Origin of the sequence: Rothia sp. HMSC072B04 (assembly GCF_001813725.1) — a bacterium.
GTDB classification, from domain to species: domain Bacteria; phylum Actinomycetota; class Actinomycetes; order Actinomycetales; family Micrococcaceae; genus Rothia; species Rothia mucilaginosa.
On record NZ_KV813803.1, the window covers coordinates 518,512 to 535,013 of the forward strand.

The window sequence follows — 16,502 nt, forward strand, 5'->3', positions numbered from 1 at the left end:
TTTTTACGGAAAGGAAACCCATGCGAGCTTGGGATGCCCCCGCCTCTGTGACTCTGCCCGGTCAGGCTGCGCTGCCGCGTATTTTTGATACCGCGGCTGGTGAGATTGTTCAGGTTCAGGAGGATAAGGCGGCGAGCCTGTACGTTTGCGGTATCACCCCGTACGACGCGACGCATATGGGTCACGCCTCCACCTATGTTGCTTTTGACTTGCTGCACCGCGCCTGGCTGGATGCGGGCGTGCCGGTCACCTACGTTCAGAACGTGACCGATGTGGACGACCCGCTACTGGAGCGTGCGACCGCGACGAATGTTGATTGGCGTGAGCTGGCTGAGGATCAGACTGAGCTGTTCCGCACCGACATGAAGGCGCTGAACGTGATTCCGCCGGCGCACTATGTGGGTGTGGTGGAGTCCATTGAGTGGCTGTTCCCGCTGATTGAGGATTTGCTGCGCCGCGGCCTGGCGTACCGCGTGCCCGGTTTCACGGACGAGCAGGGTGTGGTGCATCCTGACGGTGACGTGTACCTGGATTTGAAGGCTGTGCGTGAGCTGCCCGCGAACGCTGAGGGCTACTCGTGGGCACCGGGCGAGGTCTGCCACTTGAGCCGTGATGAGATGCTGGAGATTTTCGCTGAGCGCGGCGGCGACCCGAACCGTGCCGGTAAGCGTGACGCACTGGATCCGCTGCTGTGGCGTGTTGAGCGTGAGGGCGAGCCGAGCTGGGATGCCGGCGAGCTGGGCGCGGGCCGCCCCGGCTGGCACATCGAGTGCACGATGATTGCCCGCCGTTTTGTGGATGGTTCGCTGACCGTTCAGGCTGGCGGTAACGACTTGACGTTCCCGCACCACGATTTGGGTGCGGGCCATTCGTGGGCTGTGTCTGCACGCCCGCACGCTAAGCATTACGCGCACACCGGCATGGTCGGTTTGGACGGCCACAAGATGAGCAAGTCCCGCGGCAACCTGGTGCTGGTTTCGCGTCTGCGTGCGGCTGGTGAGGATGCGAACGCGGTGCGTCTGGCGATTATGGGTCAGCATTACCGTTCGGATTGGTTCTGGACTGATGAGCTGCTGGAGCACGCGAAGGCTCGCCTGGATACGTACCGTCATGCGGTGTCGGTGGCTGAGGGCCGTGAGGGTTCCGAAGGTGTCACCGATGAGGCGGCTGTTGAGCTGCTGGCCGCTGTGCGTGAGGCGCTCGGTGAGGACCTGAACGCTCCGGCGGCGTTGGCGGCTGTGGATGCGTGGGCTGTGAAGGCTCTGGCGGACACTACCGTCGGCGGTGGCGCGCTGGTGCGTGACATCCTGGCGGCACGCCTGGGCGTGGTCCTCTAAGATGGCTTCGTCGGTCGTGGAGGAGCTGTACGCTTTTCGCCCGTATGACCGTGAGACAGTCGATGCGCTCGCCGCAGAGACGTTAGCTGAGGTGCGCGCGTACGAGGCACAGAAGGAAGCGTAGGGCTTCTGAGAACAACAAAAGGGGTGGGTGACTCTGGAATAACTCCAGGGTCACCCACCCCTTGCGTTTAACCGGTTGTAGAACCTGATACTGGCAGCTATTGAGCGGCTAGTCTTCGGTGTCTACAAATTCCTCACGGAAAATCTGTTCACCGGTGAGAACCTCATCAAGGAGCTTCTCCTGAGCGGGTTCCAGATGCACCAAGTGCGTGAGAGTGTAGAGCAGACGCTCGTACTCTTCGCTCCAGGCGTCCGGCCATTCGCGCTGAACGATTTCATCTAGCGGTGAGCTCCGACGAACAATCGGCTTCTTGAGGCGATACTTAGCCCACAGACCCAGTACCTGATTGCCACCGATGGTGTAGTCGAAGACGTGTTTCTCCACGTTCTCGCAACGTGCCTGACCGAAGGAAACCGTACCCGTAACCGGGATATCCTGCTCCTCAGAAAGGCTACCGTTTACCGGGTCGGGGGAGAAGCTAGGCTTCTTCTCCGGCATCGTCTTACCCATATCCTGGATGGAGTACGGCAGGGTGTAGTCTGCACCTTCGGGAAGCTGGTGCAGGCGCTCCATACCCGGTAGCGGTTCACCGCGCTCACCGTAGGTGTGCAACCATACAACCTGCTTGCCGAGCTGAACAGCGCGTTCCCAGAGCTCCGGGTCGGCGGTGAGGGGCACGCGAATACCCGCCTGCTGGAGCGGCTCGTCAAAGGTGCGCACATAGCCGGGGTGACCGGTGAGTGCTGCCAGGTAGTAGACGAGGTCGCCGGGGGCATTATCACCGAAGCGCTCACGTAGCATCTGCGCGGCAGGTTCAGTGAGGTTAGGGGTGCCGCTGACATTCAGTACCGGGTGAGCACGGCCTCCTTCGCTACCCTTAAACGCATCCATATCAGGAATGAGGGAGCTAAAGTATAGCCCGGGGCCCGCCTTAGGGTAGTGTGCGTTCTGTTCCACAATAAAAATCTGCTCGGGAACTCGATGTTCCCACAAATCCGGAGAAGCACGATGGAGTAAACGAGAATCAGCCAAAATATACTGCCGGTCAAAGGAGCGGTACCCTACCGGCACAATATTCGGCGCATCTGGGATAAGCTCACGAGCAATTTGGTCGTTCAGGCTTTCCTTACTACCCTGAAAAGTATCTACACCTGAGAGGGGGTCTTTACCCCTTGCAATTCCGATACTGTCCGTTTCTTTGAAACGTTCCGCTCGTACCTTCAAATCGGTACCTTCAATCAGCTCAGCCCAGCGTTCCTGAAGAACACTTTCTGAGGGAGCATAGACCCAGGTCCTATTGGGCTTGACTCCAGGATAAAATTCAGCGTAAAGATCCTCCAGCTCAGGATAACTATCCCAGTCACCCTCCGCTTCGGGAACAAATTTATCTTCCCAACCGGAGCGCACCGGTTCAAACTCTGCGCCCTCCAAATCGAGAGTGGCAAGAGCCTGCATTTTCTCCGTAAAGGTACCGTGCAGGGCAACGTAGCGAATATCCGCAGGAGTTTCCTCATCGGTATTTTCTTCACGCAAGAACAGAGCAATAGACACCGGAGTCTCAATAGCAAAGACAGCGTTCTTCGCCGGCGGTCGCTTGCCCTCGGGGCTCACGTTAATAATCCAGCCACGACTCGAGGAACGGCGAATATACTCACGCATAATCTTGAATCCTGGTCCCCGCAGATACCCAGATGCAGTAATAAAGCAGACTACACCCGCACGCTGAGCACTATCGGACTGACCCTCCAAAGTACGGAAAGAATCCTCAAAGACCTTCCAGAAAGCCCAACGCCAGAAGTAGACATACAAGTTGTTCAAAACATGCTTTTTTCTACCCAGTGAAGGTGCCCGGAAATCTTCCATAATCGAGGACGAATCATCTTTGGAACGGGGTCCAAAATTAACCCAACCGCCCATTTTATCCGCTCGAACCTTATAGGGCGGGTTGCCAATGCACACCTGAATAGGCACTTCGCGCTTCACCCTAGTTGCCTTATTCGACAGCTGAGAAAGCAGACGCAGAGTATTACCGTTCACCGGCCTCTGCTTAGCGTAGGGGTCGCTCAGAGTATCCGCTACATAGAGATTCAGACCGTCATCAGGAATATCAGCACCCAGCTCCTTAAGAGTCTGGTTCAGGCGCAGCTCAGCCACAGAGAAAGGACCCGACTGCAGCTCAAAGCCGTACAGGTTCTTTGCCAGACGATTCAGAGCACGAGTGCGCGCAGCAGGAGAGAGGCTTTCCGCACTTGCCACTTTATGCATAACCGACAGCGGATAGGTGCCAGTACCCATCGCCGGGTCAATCACGGACACACCCTCACTCGCCAGACCGTGCTCCTTGCCCAGGTAGGTGCGCAGAGCGTCATCCACCAGGCGCACCATCTGGTTCACCACTTCAACTGGGGTGTAGTAGCTACCGGTCTTCTTACGCTGCGCCGGGTTATAGACCTTCAGGAAGTGCTCGTAGAGGTGCAGATAAACATCCGACTTGCCGCAAGAAATATCAGCCCAGGATGCAGCGCCCATGACACGCACAATCACGGCCAATGCGTTATACAGAGAGCTTTTCTCATCCAGGTGCTCGGTGAGCAGACCCAACGCATTACCCAGCAGACCGTGCTGAGAACGCAAACGACCCGCCATAGTCGAGAATGTCTCAAGACTTAGGTCGTGCCCCTCCGAGAGGGCAACCACCAGCGAAAACACAACCGTCTGTGCAAAGCTATCGGCAAACTCTTCATTACTGGTACTCGGGGCGAGGGTATCGCGCCAATCCTTACGCAGACCCACCAGCGGGGGAGGAATCACAAAATCCTCTTCGCCCTTCTTCTTAGCTTTCGCCTGATCCGCTTTATAGGTCTTTTCCTGCGCAGCAAGGCCCAAAAGCATCTCTTCACGGAGCAAAGCAGCAAGGGGAGCGAGAGTTTCCACCAACTGTCCAGCGCTCTTAATCGGAGCGGGGACCCAACGCAAAAAGTTGAGGAAGAACGTCGCGAGAGCATCCGGTGCGCTCAGCGTGCCACGGCCGCTGAAAGAACCATGCATATGCACCGCGTCATACCCGGTGCTCGTCAGCACCGGCTCACCATAACGGTACAGACGCCACTCGGTGCCATTGGTGTACAAAAGGTTTGGAAGGTTCCGCAGACGTTGCCACTGTTTATACTCGTGGCTCTTCTTAGTGAAAGAAGCGGGGTCAATGTTCTTACCTGGAGCTTTGAGCTCCACGTAACCGGTTAAAACACCATCGACCATGATGGCGTAATCAGGGCGCACCAGACCCTCAGAAACTAGACCCCCCCCCGCTGTTTTCAGCGAGGTTTCACGGACGGTCACAACCTTCATCGAATGCAAAGCGCCAAAGTCCTGCGACAGGGTTCGTCAGCTGAGCCTCCGGTTCACCTTCCCCAACGCGCAGATTCTCCCGCACCTGCCTGCCAAACTCGGCAATCAGTGAGTTGAAATCAGTCACAATACTCTTTCCTTTGCCCCATAATTCGTGGGCACTAAGGTGTTTCTGCCCGCAGAGGATTTCCACGGACTCCACTCAAGTCTAACCAAAAATAAGTACCCCTAACTGCTCAGTGGTCATCACTCTATCCGTGCTGCCGCATTATCACGCCCGCGGGGTAATGCGCCACAGCCGATTTGCAGACTCCGCTAAAATAGAAAAGGACTTTTTCCGTCCAGAGTTCGCCGCAAAGCGCGAACAGCACAGACTGATCCAAACCCGAGGAGAATCACCCCGTGAGCAGCGGCACCCCCACCCCCACCGGCGCAATCAACCGCCGCGGCCCCTTCCGCCCCGGCGAGCGCGTCCAAATCACTGACGAACGCGGCCGCATCACCACCATCACCCTCGCCGAAGGCGGCGAATACCACTCCCACAAGGGCTTCCTCAAGCACGACGACCTCATCGGCGCACCCGAAGGCACCGTCATCCCCAACACTCACGGCATTCTCTACCAGGCGCTGCGCCCCCTCTACAAGGACTTCGTGCTCTCCATGCCGCGCGGCGCAGCCGTCGTCTACCCCAAGGACGCCGCCCAGATCATCGTCAAGGCAGACATCTTCCCCGGCGCACGCGTCGTCGAGGCCGGCGTCGGCTCCGGCGCACTGTCCATCGCGCTGCTGCGTGCAGTCGGCGACTACGGTTGCGTGCACTCCTTCGAACGTCGTGAAGAGTTCGCAGACGTCGCCCGCGGCAACATTGAAACCATGTTCGGTGGCCCGCACCCGGCGTGGAAGCTGAGCATCGGCGACCTGCAGGACACCCTGCCGCAGGTCGAAGAGCCCGGCAGCGTCGACCGCGTCGTACTCGACATGCTCGCACCCTGGGAATGCCTGGACGCTGTAGCGGAGGCGCTCGCACCCGGCGGCGTGCTCATCTGCTACGTTGCGACCGTGACCCAGATGTCCCGCCTGGTTGAGGGCATGCGCCTGGATGGCCGCTTCACCGAGCCCGAATGCGACGAAACCATTGTGCGTGGCTGGCACGTGGAGGGCCTGGCGGTCCGCCCCGACCACCGCATGGTGGCGCACACCGCGTTCCTGGTCGTGGCTCGTCGCCTCGCTGACGGTGCGGTACGCTTGGCGCCGAAGCGTCGCGCGTCCAAGACTGACTTCTCTGAAGAGGATATGAACGCGTGGATTCCCATGAACGTGGGTGAGCGTGAGGTGACCGATAAGAAGATTCGCCGCGCAGCCCGCGATGCGAAGAACCTTGCCGCTCACGCCGCACGCGCGAACGAGATTGCGCTGGAACAGAACGGTACCGCGCAGAACGACAGCGCAGCAGCTGAGGCGACTGAATCCGCCGAATAATTTGAACCACCTTTGACCTGCGGGGGCACGGGCGTTGCCTGGAGCCCCCGCAGTGCACTCACCAGGCTACTCGCTGTGCCCGATACCCACCCAGTACCCGCACCGAGTAGCCGCCGATTAGGACGAACAGCTAAAGGAGCTACCGTGTCCACCCACGAATCTGCAGATCAGGCAGGAACCCCCCAGTACGGCACCGCCCACAGTGCAGCCAGCGCGGCACCGCACTACTCGGCTGCTTTCGGGTCGACCTCCCTGCCCGGCAGTCAGCCCGTCAGCGCGCAGGAGTATGATGCCGTGCTGCGTCGACTCTCCGCGGCGGAGGCAACCCGCGACAATATGAGCCGACAGATTCGTGGTGCGGGGGAGAAGAACCGCAAGCTCGTTGAGGCAATCACCAGCATGCGCTACCAGGTGGAGCGTCTGCGCGCGTCCCTGTCGCAGAATGTTATGCCGCCGCTGAATTCGGCGATTGTGCTGGCGGTGCATGAGGGTCAGACCATGACCTACGAGCAGGTCGCTGATGATAAGACCCCCGCCGAGATTGATACGTACCTGGATGTTCAGGTGAGCGGCCGCATGATGCGTATTCCCGTGTCCCCGCTCATTGACCTGTCGACGCTGACCCCCGGCATGACCGTGCTGCTCAACGACAAGACGGAGGCGGTGCTCGCCCTGGACACCGAACCCTTCGGTGACGTGGTGACCGTGCGTGAGGTGCTGGATGAGCAGCGCGTGCTGGTTGATACGTCCTCGGGTGCTCAGCAGGTGGCGCGTGTGGCTGGTTCCCTCGACATTGAGCAGCTGCGCACCGGTGACGCGGTCACCCTCGACACGCGCACCCGTATGCTGACCTCGCAGGTTCCTGCCTCCCGTTCGCAGGAGCTGGTTCTGGAAGAGATTCCGGACGTCACCTACGAGCAGATTGGTGGCCTGGGCGCGCAGATTGAGCAGATCCGCGACGCGGTGGAGCTGCCGTACCTGCACCCCGAGATTTTTGAGCGCTACCACCTGGCGCCGCCCAAGGGTATTCTGCTGTACGGTCCTCCCGGTAACGGTAAGACCATGATTGCTAAGGCTGTGGCGAACTCCCTGGCGGCTCGTGCGGCTGCGCTGAACCCGGGTTCGGCTACTCGCGGCTACTTCTTGAACATTAAGGGCCCCGAGCTGCTCGATAAGTTCGTTGGTGAGACGGAGCGCCAGATTCGCGATATTTTTGTTGCCGCCCGTGAGAAGGCGGAGGCGGGCCACCCGGTTGTCGTGTTCTTTGACGAGATGGAGTCGCTGTTCCGTATGCGCGGTTCGGGTCGTTCTTCCGATATTGAGACGACCATCGTGCCGCAGCTACTGGCCGAAATTGACGGTGTGGAGTCGCTGCAGAACGTCATCGTTATTGGTGCGACCAACCGTGAAGACCTGATTGATGCCGCGGTGATGCGCCCGGGCCGACTCGACCTGAAGATTCGCATTAACCGCCCGGATGCCGCCGGTGCGGCAGAGATTTTCGGTCTGTACCTGACCGAGGACCTGCCCCTGGACGCTACGGAGGTGGCAGCCGCCGGTTCGACCCGCGCCGCCCTGACCGCGATGATTGCGGCGGCGGCAGGTCAGCTGTACGCGCGCACCCCCTCCACGGCGTACGCTGTGGCGACCGTGGATTCTTCCATGGTCGTTGGTTCTGGTGCGAGCGCGAACCTGTCCACTCACACGCTGTACCGTGGCGATTTCGCTTCGGGTGCGGTGATTCGCAATATTGTGGACCGCGCGAAGAAGGCCGCGATTAAGGAGCAGCTGCAGGCGCTGACCGCCGGTGCGGACGCCTCGAGTGTGGGTATTGGTACCCGCCATCTGCTGGAGGCGGTGCGCGCCGAGTTTGAGGATCAGGTGGACTTGCCGCCGCTGCCCGATATTGAGGATGCGCTCACCGTTGCCGGTGTGCGTGGCCGCCTGGTGTCGGTGGAGCCGCCGCGCTAAACCGCGCGCCCCCATGAGCCGGGCGGTGCCCAACGAGCGCTTATCCCGCATCAACCCAGCATTACCGCAGGTCCAAAGCCTTTAGATGGTATAGAACTTTTCAGGAGAACCCCATGAACTCCACCCCCAGCTACGGCGTGCACCGCATTATGGGTGCCGAAACCGAGTACGGCGTCATCGCCCCCTCCGCGCCGGGCACCAACCCGACCGTGCTGTCCGCACTAGTGGTCAACACCTACGCCAAGTTGGCGTTCCGCCGCGGCGCCGCATTCCGCGAGCAGCTGCAGCGCCGCGCCCTGGCGGATGAGCTGACCGCCGAGCAGGCACGCCAGGCAGAGAACTACTCGACCGCAACCCCCGAGGGTCAGTGGCTGGGTGAGTCCGAGTCGCCGTTGCGTGATGCGTTCGGTCAGGTTCAGGACGCCTCCACCGCCCACTCGAGCCAGATGACGCACACCCGCACCGAGCTGACCAGCGAAGATATCGCCCTGGAGATTATGCGCGAGGCGGGCGTTCAGGCACCGGGTGAGCCCGCCGAGCCGCGTAGCGCCCTGGATGCGCTCGCCGGTGTGCACGGCCGCGGTGGTTTCCCGGAGCGTCTGGACTGGGACCGCGTGACCATGAACGCGATTCTGCCCAATGGTGCGCGCCTGTATGTGGATCATGCGCATCCGGAGTATTCCTCGCCGGAGGTTCTGACCCCCGCCGATGCGGTGCTCTATGACGCTGCCGGTGACGCGCTGGCGTACGAGTCGCTGGTTGAGCTGGGCAACCACGCGCAGGATTTGCCGCAGGTGAAGCTGTACAAGAACAACACCGACTCGAAGGGCCAGTCGTACGGCGCCCACGAGAACTACCTGATTAGCCGTGACGTTCCGTTTGAGCAGGTTGCGGATGCACTCCTGCCGTTCTTTGCGACCCGCGCAATTTTTACGGGTGCGGGCCGTGTGGGTATTGGTACGCACGGTGAGGTTCCGGGTTTTCAGATTAGTTCGCGCGCTGATTTCTTTGAGCGCACGATTGGTTTGGAAACTACGATTCGCCGCCCGATTGTGAATACGCGCGACGAGCCGCATGCGGATGAGTCGAAGTACCGCCGCCTGCACGTGATTCCGGCGGACGCGAACCTCTCGCACTATTCGAACCTGTTGAAGTTTGGTACGGCGGCGCTGGTGATGAACCTGATTGAGTCGCACAGCGAGCAGCACCCGGTGCTGCCGGGGGTGCGCCTGTCTGATCCGGTGGCGGCGATGCACGCGGTCAGCCACGACCTGTCGCTGTCGGTTCAGCTGCTGCTGGCGCCTTCCTCGGCGACCCTGCCGAACCCGGTGTCCACGAGCGGTTCGGCGAGCGCCCTGCAGATTCAGCGCGCCTACTATGAGGCCTCCCGTGCGCACGAGGAGTCGAACCCGGCGGGTGTGGATGCTGCGACCGCGCAGATCCTCAACCTGTGGGGTGAGGTTCTGGATGCCCTGGAAACCAACCCGCTCTCGCTGGCGGATCGTCTGGATTGGGTGGCGAAGTATGCGCTGGTGCGCGGTTATGTCGCTCAGGGCGTAGATTATGCGAATCCGAAGTTGAAGGCTTTGGATTTGCAGTACGCTGATATTGACCCGTCGAAGAGCCTGTATCACCGTCTGGTGGCGCGTGGCCGTATGCGCACGCTGTTCTCTGCGGAGCAGATTGAGCGTGCGACGACCGAGCCGCCGCGTGAGACGCGCGCGTTTTTACGTGGCACGTTGATGGCGCGTTGGCCGGAGGAGATTCTGGGTATTAACTGGGATACGGTCTCGTGCCGCGGCAGGTATTCGAAGGATCTGACTCGTTTTACGATGATGGAGCCGACCCGCTACGGTGCCGCCCAGGTGGAGCCGCTGCTGGATGAGGTAAACCATTCGGATGCGTTGCTGAACCGCCTGCGCTAGCAGCACACCCCCTAAACCCACATAAACTCACATTCTTCCCCGGGGCGAATACCCCCATTCAGAAGAGTAAAAACCACATAACCCACAGGCGGGGTGCAGTAAGGTCCGGGTACCAAAACCCTTATACCCCGCACCCAACCCCACTAAAAACTTATTTGTCCACAACCGAAAACCCCTTGAGGAGAGAACCATGAGCCGCGAACGCATCAGCGCACAGCAGACCGAAACCACCGCAGCCGAGCAGGAGCAGGAACTGACCCTCGCCGCCTCCCACGTTGTCTCTGACGTGAGCGAGGTCGACGACCTGCTCGACGAAATTGACGGCCTGCTCGCTGAGAACGCTGAAGACTTCGTCACCGGCTTCGTCCAGAAGGGCGGCGAGTAACCGGCGCACCTGCGCGCCGGGTCAGCATCATGGAACACCGTATTTTCGGCATTGAAAGCGAATTCGGGCTCAGCTACGTCCCGCACGGGCTCGGTCGGCTGAGCATCGAAGAGTCCGCCGCCACCCTTTTCAAGCCCGTCCTGGATCAGTGGCGTTCAACGAACGTCTTCCTGCCCAACGGCGGTAGGCTCTACCTTGACGTGGGTTCGCACCCCGAGTACGCCTCCGCCGAATGCGGCAACATTGACGAACTACTCGCGCAGGAACGCGCCGGTGAGCTGCTTTTCGCTGATCTGGCGCGTACCGCCCGCAAGCGCCTGCTCGCAGGCGCGGAGGGCCGCCCCCTCGACGGTGAACTGTACCTGTTCAAGAACAACGTGGATTCGGCGGGCAACTCCTACGGCAGCCACGAGAACTACCTGATCAGCCGCAAATTGCAGTTCAACGACCTGATTAAGCAGCTCGTGCCGTTCCTGGTGACCCGCCAGATTCTGGTTGGTGCCGGTAAGACCCACCCGAACGGTGGCCCGGTGCCCGGTTCGACCGACCCGGCGTCCTGCACGGGTGTGCCCTCGTATTCGTTCTCGCAGCGTGCCGACCATATTTGGGAGGCGGCATCCACCTCAACCTCGCGCGCTCGCCCGCTCATTAACACCCGCGACGAGCCGCACGCGGACGCTTCGAAGTTCCGCCGCATGCACGTCATTAATGGTGATTCGAACATGGCGGAGCCGACGACCCTGCTGAAGATTGCCAGCACCGACCTGGTGCTGCGCATGCTGGAGGACCGCTTCCCGGTCACGAGCCTGGATATTGTGTCTGTTCCGGCGGCTCTGCGCGCTATCAGCCACGATTTGACCGGCACTGCAACCTTCGAAACCACGGACGGTAAGCACTACACGGCGTTGAGCGTTCAGCGTCACTACCTGGATGCGGCACGCCAGTACGTGCAGCAGTACGGCGCGCACCACCACCACGTGGAATACGCCCTGGACCTGTGGCAACGCACCCTGGACGCTATCGAGTCCGGCGACTACAGCAGCATCGACACTGAGATTGACTGGGCTATTAAGAAGAAGCTTCTGGATGCGTATATTGCCCGCGCCCGCGCGGCTGGTCAGCCTGCCGATTATGCGAGCGCCCGCATCCGTCAGCTGGATTTGGCGTACCACGACATCGACCCGGAGCGTAGCGTCTTCCACGCGCTGGTTCGTCGCGGTGCGGTCAAGCGCATCCTGCCCGAGGGTGCTGCGGAGGCGGCGAAGACTCAGCCGCCGAACACTCGCGCTCTGCAGCGTTCGCGTTTCATTAATGCGGCGGTTGCGGCGGGGGAGCAGTTCACCGTGGATTGGGTGCACTTGAAGCTCAACGCATACCCGCAGCACACGCTGGTGTGTAAGGACCCGTTTGCTACCGGCAGCGAGGAGCTGGAGGACGTGCTGAGCCTGCTGGCGTCTAAGGCGCGTCAGCATCAGGAGGCGGCATTCCCGCCGCCCTGCTAAACGACCCTGCTAAAACATCAGATCACCACCGTTACGGCACAGCGTGTTCCCGCCCAAAGTTCGCACCCCAAAGTTTCTCGGCGCACCCCGCGCCGCGACACAGCCTGAACACAGCTACGTGCCGTAGCATAAAACAGCTAAACCTATACCTGTAAACTGTTCTGTGGCACACGGGCACTCACACGCCCCACTCTCACAGAAAACCCCAGAGGATAACACTATGACCAAACGCTCTAAGCTCACTATTTTCGGTGCCAGCGCGGCAGCTCTCGCGCTCGCACTGTCCGCATGTGGCGCACAGTCCAGCAATGGCGATTTGTCCAAGGTGCAGTACACCTTGAAGAACGCGACCGCTGCGCCTGAGGCGTCCTTCGCGACTCCCTTCGCCGCTTCTAGCCCCTCCGCATACGTGATTGAGGAAGGTAACGGCGACTCCATCAACGATGGTGACTACGTGCTCGTTGAGGCTGCCGTGTTCAACGGCACCGACGGCAAGCTTAACGGTTCCACTTACTCCAGCGAGCCGATTCTGCTGCCGATTAACGATCAGCTGAAGCAGGCTGCACCGCAGGTGTACGAAACCCTGAAGAAGATTAAGGTTGGCGGTTCTTTCTCGTACACCACCAACGTTCTGCAGCAGCGTAGCACCGCGGGCGTGACCACTACGACCGCTTCGCCCGGTGCCGCAACTAACGTTGAGGTGTACACCGTGAAGACGAAGCTGCCCAAGTACGCAACCGGTAAGGCTGTTGAGGCTGACCCGTCGCTGCCGTCCTTCACTCTGGATGAGTCCACCGGCAAGGCTGATATTAAGCTGCCCGACACCAAGCAGGAATACACTGAGCTCGTCTCGAAGAACCTCATTGAGGGCGAGGGCGCCGAGGTCAAGGAAACCGATACCGTGTACGTGCGTTACATTGGCGTGCAGTACTCCGACGGTAAGGTCTTCGACGGCAACTATGACGCTTCCACCCCGATGGGCCTCTCCCTGCAGGGCGTTATCAAGGGCTGGACTCAGGGTCTGAAGGGCAAGAAGGTCGGCTCCCGCGTTGAGCTAGTCATCCCGGCGGATTTGGCGTACGGTAACGACACCGGCGGTTCCAAGCCTTCCGGCTCCCTCGTGTTCGTGGTTGATATTCTGGGTGCGGAGGAGAACCCGCAGACCCTGCAGCGTGCCCAGGCGGCTTCTAGCGCAGCTGCTGCGGAGGCGAGCGCCTCGGCAACCGCTTCTGCGACCGCAACCCCGGCGGCTACCGCTTCGGCTACCGCGCAGTAGCCCACATTTTTATTTCGCGCTCGCCGCTTATATGACGTAGGCGGCGGGCGCACCCACTATTTCGATGTATTTCGAACCAATCAAAGGAGACACCCATGTCTTTCGGTCAGCGTAACCTCGACCGCGAAAAGCCCGAAATCGATTTCCCCGAGGGCGACGCCCCCACCGAGCTGGTCATCACCGACCTGATCGAGGGTGCTGGCGCTGAGGTTGTTCCCGGCTCCCGCGTGCTCACCCACTACGTTGGTGTGGCATTCTCCACCGGTGAAGAGTTTGACGCGTCCTGGAACCGCGGCGAGCCGCTGCCGTTCCAGGTGGGCGTTGGCCAGGTTATCCGCGGTTGGGATGAGGGTCTGCTCGGCATGAAGGTCGGCGGCCGTCGTCGTCTGGAGATTCCCGCCGACATGGCGTACGGTGACCGCGGCGCTGGTTCGGTCATTAAGCCCGGCGAGTCCCTAATTTTCGTGGTGGACCTGCTGGACGTCCGCTAAGGATTAGCCAGGTTCTCGCGTTTTTCGCGCTTCTCACGTAAGACGCGCAGAGACGCGCAGCCCGGTGCTTTCTCCCGTTTGTGGGAGGGGCGCCGGGCTTTTTTGTACTGGGCTTTTGCGTACCCGTACGCTGAGTAAGTGCCGCGGAACACACACGGTATGATGGAATTATGTCCACCGCAGCTCAGCTTTACATGACTCTTCACCGCCTCGCCACCGCCGCCGAGGCACCCGATGCCGCAACCCGAACCCAGGGCATCAGCCGCAACGAGCTACTGACCCTGCTCGGCATTAGCACGCGCGCTAACGGCTCCCTCAGCGAGGCCCAGGAACGCGCCTTTGAACGAGCCAAGCAGACCCTGCGTGATGCCGGCGCGCGCATCACCCACGTGACCACGGACCTGGGGGAGCGCTACCGCCTCGAACCCAGCAACGCCGCGCAGCTGCCCGCCTGGAACCCCACCGCCGAGGAGTTCCGCCTCATCAACACCATCCTGCGCGGCTGGGAAGGCACCGAGCTGCAGGATGACGCCTACCGCATTCTGCGTAAGATTGCGCTGACCAGCGAGAACCTCACCGATGAGGCGCTCGCCGCCGCGAAGATTCTGGAGCCGAAGACCGGCAAGCGTCAGCGCGCGAAGAACCTGTACACCTACCGCGAGCCTCTTCAGCGTATTTACTTTAGCGATAACCCGCACCTGAATGAGCTGTTCACCGCCTATGCGGAGCGTAAGACGGTCACGTTCACCTATCAGACGGCTGCCGGTGCGACCCGCGTGCAGGAGAAGGTCAGTGTTGCCGGTATTGGGTACCGTTACGGCACCTGGTATTTTGTCGGCTACTACACTGAGAGCTCGGAGCGTAAGGAGTACACGTTCCGTGCCAGCCGTATTCAGAAGCTCACGATGCTTTCGCGTATTGATTCGACCCCCATCAATGCGACGTTTAACGCCAAGAACTGGCTTGAAGACATTAAGGGCTACGAAGAGTACCTGTCCGTCGTGGAGGTCAGCGCCGATTCCACGCTGTCGGATCCCTTCACCGTGCCCTCGTACGGCACGATTGATAGCGCCGTGGCGGCGACCAGCTACAGCTGCGTGATTGAGCCTCCCGAGGAATCGGAGGCTGCCTCTACCCGCCAGCGTGACAGCTACGCCGCCCAGCAGCAGCTGTTGCGCACCCTCACCGACCTGCACAGCGGCGCAGTTGAAGACCCCGGCACCTGGGCGGATATCAACCAGCGCAACCGCAACAACTCCCTCGACGACCTTGTTGACCTGCTCCTGGGTCTGCACCGTGCCGACCGCTGGGCGAGCGCCCACGATGAGGCGCCCATGCCGTTGAATCAGCTCAACGCCCTCTACAGCGTAGACACCGAGAAGAACCGTGCCCTCGGCAAAACTATTGCCGAGATTTTCGCGCAGGTAGACACCGTTCCCTTCGAATCTGAGCCCAAGGACCCGGACGCTCTCAAGCCCACCTACATTAACCTGCTGCCGGATTTTGAGGGCGCCACCCCGAGCACGTTGCTGAACTACGCGCGCCTTACCGACACTGAGCTCGCCATTCTCGTCTTTACCCTCTCTGCCGCAGATATTCTGCACCCGGCGGATGCGCGTCTGGGCAGTATCCGTGCGGCGCTCGCCGTCGCCTACCCGAACGCGCCCGTCTATGCGCAGCACCTGTGCTTCGCCCCGGAGGAGCCCCTACTGCAGGAGGCGACTGCCGCCCTGAGTAGCGGCAATGCCGTGACCATTGGTTACGGTACCTCTGAGCGTGCCGCTGATCGTCTGGTGGACCCGTATGCGTTGGTGTTGCACCGCGACCACATGTACCTGCATGCGTGGTGCCGTACCGCTGAGGAACGCTACTATGCGGCACGCGGTGAAGAGGTACCCGAGTATGTACCCGAGGCTTTTGCTCACACAGCCACCGGCGAGACTGCCAACAGCGAGACTGCCGACAGCAAGGCGGGGGAGAAGGAACCCAACTTCTGGCGTAACTTCCGCCTCACCCGCATCAACCACATTCACGAGGCGGGCGCAGGTCGTACCCACCCGGTCACCGGTGACACCGTCCCGCATTGGCACGCGCAGCAGCACAACACTCAGACCAACCCGTTCGCTGAGTTGCGTATTCACCCGACCGAGCATATTCCCAGCGGTGAGCCGCTCGATACTCTCACCGCAATATACATGCGCCGAAGCACCCACCACGTGAAGAAGGCTTCACGCACCCAGTACGTGCGCATCCACTACTACAACAACGCCCACGGTGCCGGCGATAAGAACATTCTCGACACCGTCATTGCGCACCGAGGTGCCCTCGAACTGGTCGGTCCTGCGCACCTACGCGCGGCGCTGCTTGACCAGTTGCAGACCCTCAAAGCCAGCAGCCGCAGGGGTGCGCCTGCAGGTGTGCCCGCAGAAAAATAGAACTTCACCCACTAGCAAAAACGCCCTAAAAACCCATCTAAGGGGCCAAAACATTAACCTAAAACTTGTATAATGGTGCTCATGTCTTGGTGGTTCTGGATTTTGCTATGGGGCGCGCTCATCATCTGCTCGCTCCTCTATTTGGCATGGTTCACCTACAAAGCACTCACTCGCGGTTTCACACTCCTTGACGAAACCGTAACCTGGGTCGAGTCAATCGAGGGACAAT

At 60.5% G+C, this 16,502-nt stretch carries 12 protein-coding genes; 10 read left to right on the forward strand and 2 right to left on the reverse strand.

Going from position 1 to position 16,502, the window contains the following annotated elements; translation table 11 throughout:
- Nucleotides 1-20: 20 nt before the first annotated feature.
- The gene (mshC, locus tag HMPREF2928_RS06405) at nucleotides 21-1,337 is read left to right on the forward strand and encodes a cysteine--1-D-myo-inosityl 2-amino-2-deoxy-alpha-D-glucopyranoside ligase (protein WP_070687779.1); all 1,317 of its coding nucleotides are present in this window, start codon (nucleotides 21-23) and stop codon (nucleotides 1,335-1,337) included.
- A 1-nt stretch (nucleotide 1,338) separates the two neighbouring features.
- The gene (locus HMPREF2928_RS09295; RefSeq protein ID WP_256370607.1) at nucleotides 1,339-1,461 is read left to right on the forward strand and encodes a hypothetical protein; all 123 of its coding nucleotides are present in this window, start codon (nucleotides 1,339-1,341) and stop codon (nucleotides 1,459-1,461) included.
- A 108-nt stretch (nucleotides 1,462-1,569) separates the two neighbouring features.
- On the opposite strand, the gene HMPREF2928_RS06410 is transcribed toward HMPREF2928_RS09295, so the two are convergent.
- Together HMPREF2928_RS06410 and HMPREF2928_RS09155 are read right to left on the reverse strand one after the other, a co-directional pair.
- On the reverse strand, nucleotides 1,570-4,590 hold the full coding sequence (locus HMPREF2928_RS06410; protein WP_168165534.1) for a type ISP restriction/modification enzyme: 3,021 nt from the start codon (nucleotides 4,588-4,590) through the stop codon (nucleotides 1,570-1,572).
- A 196-nt stretch (nucleotides 4,591-4,786) separates the two neighbouring features.
- Nucleotides 4,787-4,936: a hypothetical protein gene (locus HMPREF2928_RS09155; protein ID WP_168165535.1), complete on the reverse strand. Its 150-nt coding sequence runs from the start codon at nucleotides 4,934-4,936 to the stop codon at nucleotides 4,787-4,789.
- Between the two features lie 275 nt (nucleotides 4,937-5,211).
- On the opposite strand from HMPREF2928_RS09155, the gene HMPREF2928_RS06415 reads away from it, so the two are divergent.
- From HMPREF2928_RS06415 to HMPREF2928_RS06450, 8 genes are all read left to right on the forward strand, one after another.
- Entirely contained in the window at nucleotides 5,212-6,288 is a 1,077-nt protein-coding gene (locus HMPREF2928_RS06415) for a tRNA (adenine-N1)-methyltransferase (RefSeq protein ID WP_049360461.1), read from the forward strand.
- A 144-nt stretch (nucleotides 6,289-6,432) separates the two neighbouring features.
- Nucleotides 6,433-8,259, forward strand: coding sequence for a proteasome ATPase (gene arc, locus HMPREF2928_RS06420; protein WP_070687787.1), 1,827 nt, complete (start codon nucleotides 6,433-6,435; stop codon nucleotides 8,257-8,259).
- 113 nt (nucleotides 8,260-8,372) lie between these two features.
- Nucleotides 8,373-10,184, forward strand: coding sequence for a depupylase/deamidase Dop (gene dop, locus HMPREF2928_RS06425; protein WP_070687789.1), 1,812 nt, complete (start codon nucleotides 8,373-8,375; stop codon nucleotides 10,182-10,184).
- A gap of 190 nt (nucleotides 10,185-10,374) precedes the next feature.
- Nucleotides 10,375-10,569 carry a ubiquitin-like protein Pup gene (locus tag HMPREF2928_RS06430; RefSeq protein WP_005506016.1) on the forward strand — a complete coding sequence of 65 codons (195 nt, stop codon included), beginning with the start codon at nucleotides 10,375-10,377 and terminating at the stop codon, nucleotides 10,567-10,569.
- A 29-nt stretch (nucleotides 10,570-10,598) separates the two neighbouring features.
- Nucleotides 10,599-12,071, forward strand: a complete 1,473-nt coding sequence (gene pafA, locus HMPREF2928_RS06435; protein ID WP_070687792.1) for a Pup--protein ligase — start codon at nucleotides 10,599-10,601, stop codon at nucleotides 12,069-12,071.
- A 220-nt stretch (nucleotides 12,072-12,291) separates the two neighbouring features.
- On the forward strand, nucleotides 12,292-13,347 hold the full coding sequence (locus HMPREF2928_RS06440) for an FKBP-type peptidyl-prolyl cis-trans isomerase (protein WP_070687794.1): 1,056 nt from the start codon (nucleotides 12,292-12,294) through the stop codon (nucleotides 13,345-13,347).
- A 95-nt stretch (nucleotides 13,348-13,442) separates the two neighbouring features.
- Entirely contained in the window at nucleotides 13,443-13,838 is a 396-nt protein-coding gene (locus tag HMPREF2928_RS06445; RefSeq protein WP_005508667.1) for an FKBP-type peptidyl-prolyl cis-trans isomerase, read from the forward strand.
- 170 nt (nucleotides 13,839-14,008) lie between these two features.
- Nucleotides 14,009-16,273 carry a helix-turn-helix transcriptional regulator gene (locus tag HMPREF2928_RS06450; protein ID WP_070687797.1) on the forward strand — a complete coding sequence of 755 codons (2,265 nt, stop codon included), beginning with the start codon at nucleotides 14,009-14,011 and terminating at the stop codon, nucleotides 16,271-16,273.
- Nucleotides 16,274-16,502 lie beyond the last annotated feature (229 nt).

What these genes read in the sequence shown, in the direction of transcription:
- HMPREF2928_RS09295 (WP_256370607.1), top strand. Translation starts at nt 1,339, where the DNA reads ATGGCTTCGTCGGTCGTGGAGGAGCTGTACGCTTTTCGCCCGTATGAC.
- dop (WP_070687789.1), top strand. Translation starts at nt 8,373, where the DNA reads ATGAACTCCACCCCCAGCTACGGCGTGCACCGCATTATGGGTGCCGAA.
- mshC (WP_070687779.1), top strand. Translation starts at nt 21, where the DNA reads ATGCGAGCTTGGGATGCCCCCGCCTCTGTGACTCTGCCCGGTCAGGCT.
- HMPREF2928_RS06440 (WP_070687794.1), top strand. Translation starts at nt 12,292, where the DNA reads ATGACCAAACGCTCTAAGCTCACTATTTTCGGTGCCAGCGCGGCAGCT.
- HMPREF2928_RS06445 (WP_005508667.1), top strand. Translation starts at nt 13,443, where the DNA reads ATGTCTTTCGGTCAGCGTAACCTCGACCGCGAAAAGCCCGAAATCGAT.
- HMPREF2928_RS06430 (WP_005506016.1), top strand. Translation starts at nt 10,375, where the DNA reads ATGAGCCGCGAACGCATCAGCGCACAGCAGACCGAAACCACCGCAGCC.
- pafA (WP_070687792.1), top strand. Translation starts at nt 10,599, where the DNA reads ATGGAACACCGTATTTTCGGCATTGAAAGCGAATTCGGGCTCAGCTAC.
- HMPREF2928_RS06450 (WP_070687797.1), top strand. Translation starts at nt 14,009, where the DNA reads ATGTCCACCGCAGCTCAGCTTTACATGACTCTTCACCGCCTCGCCACC.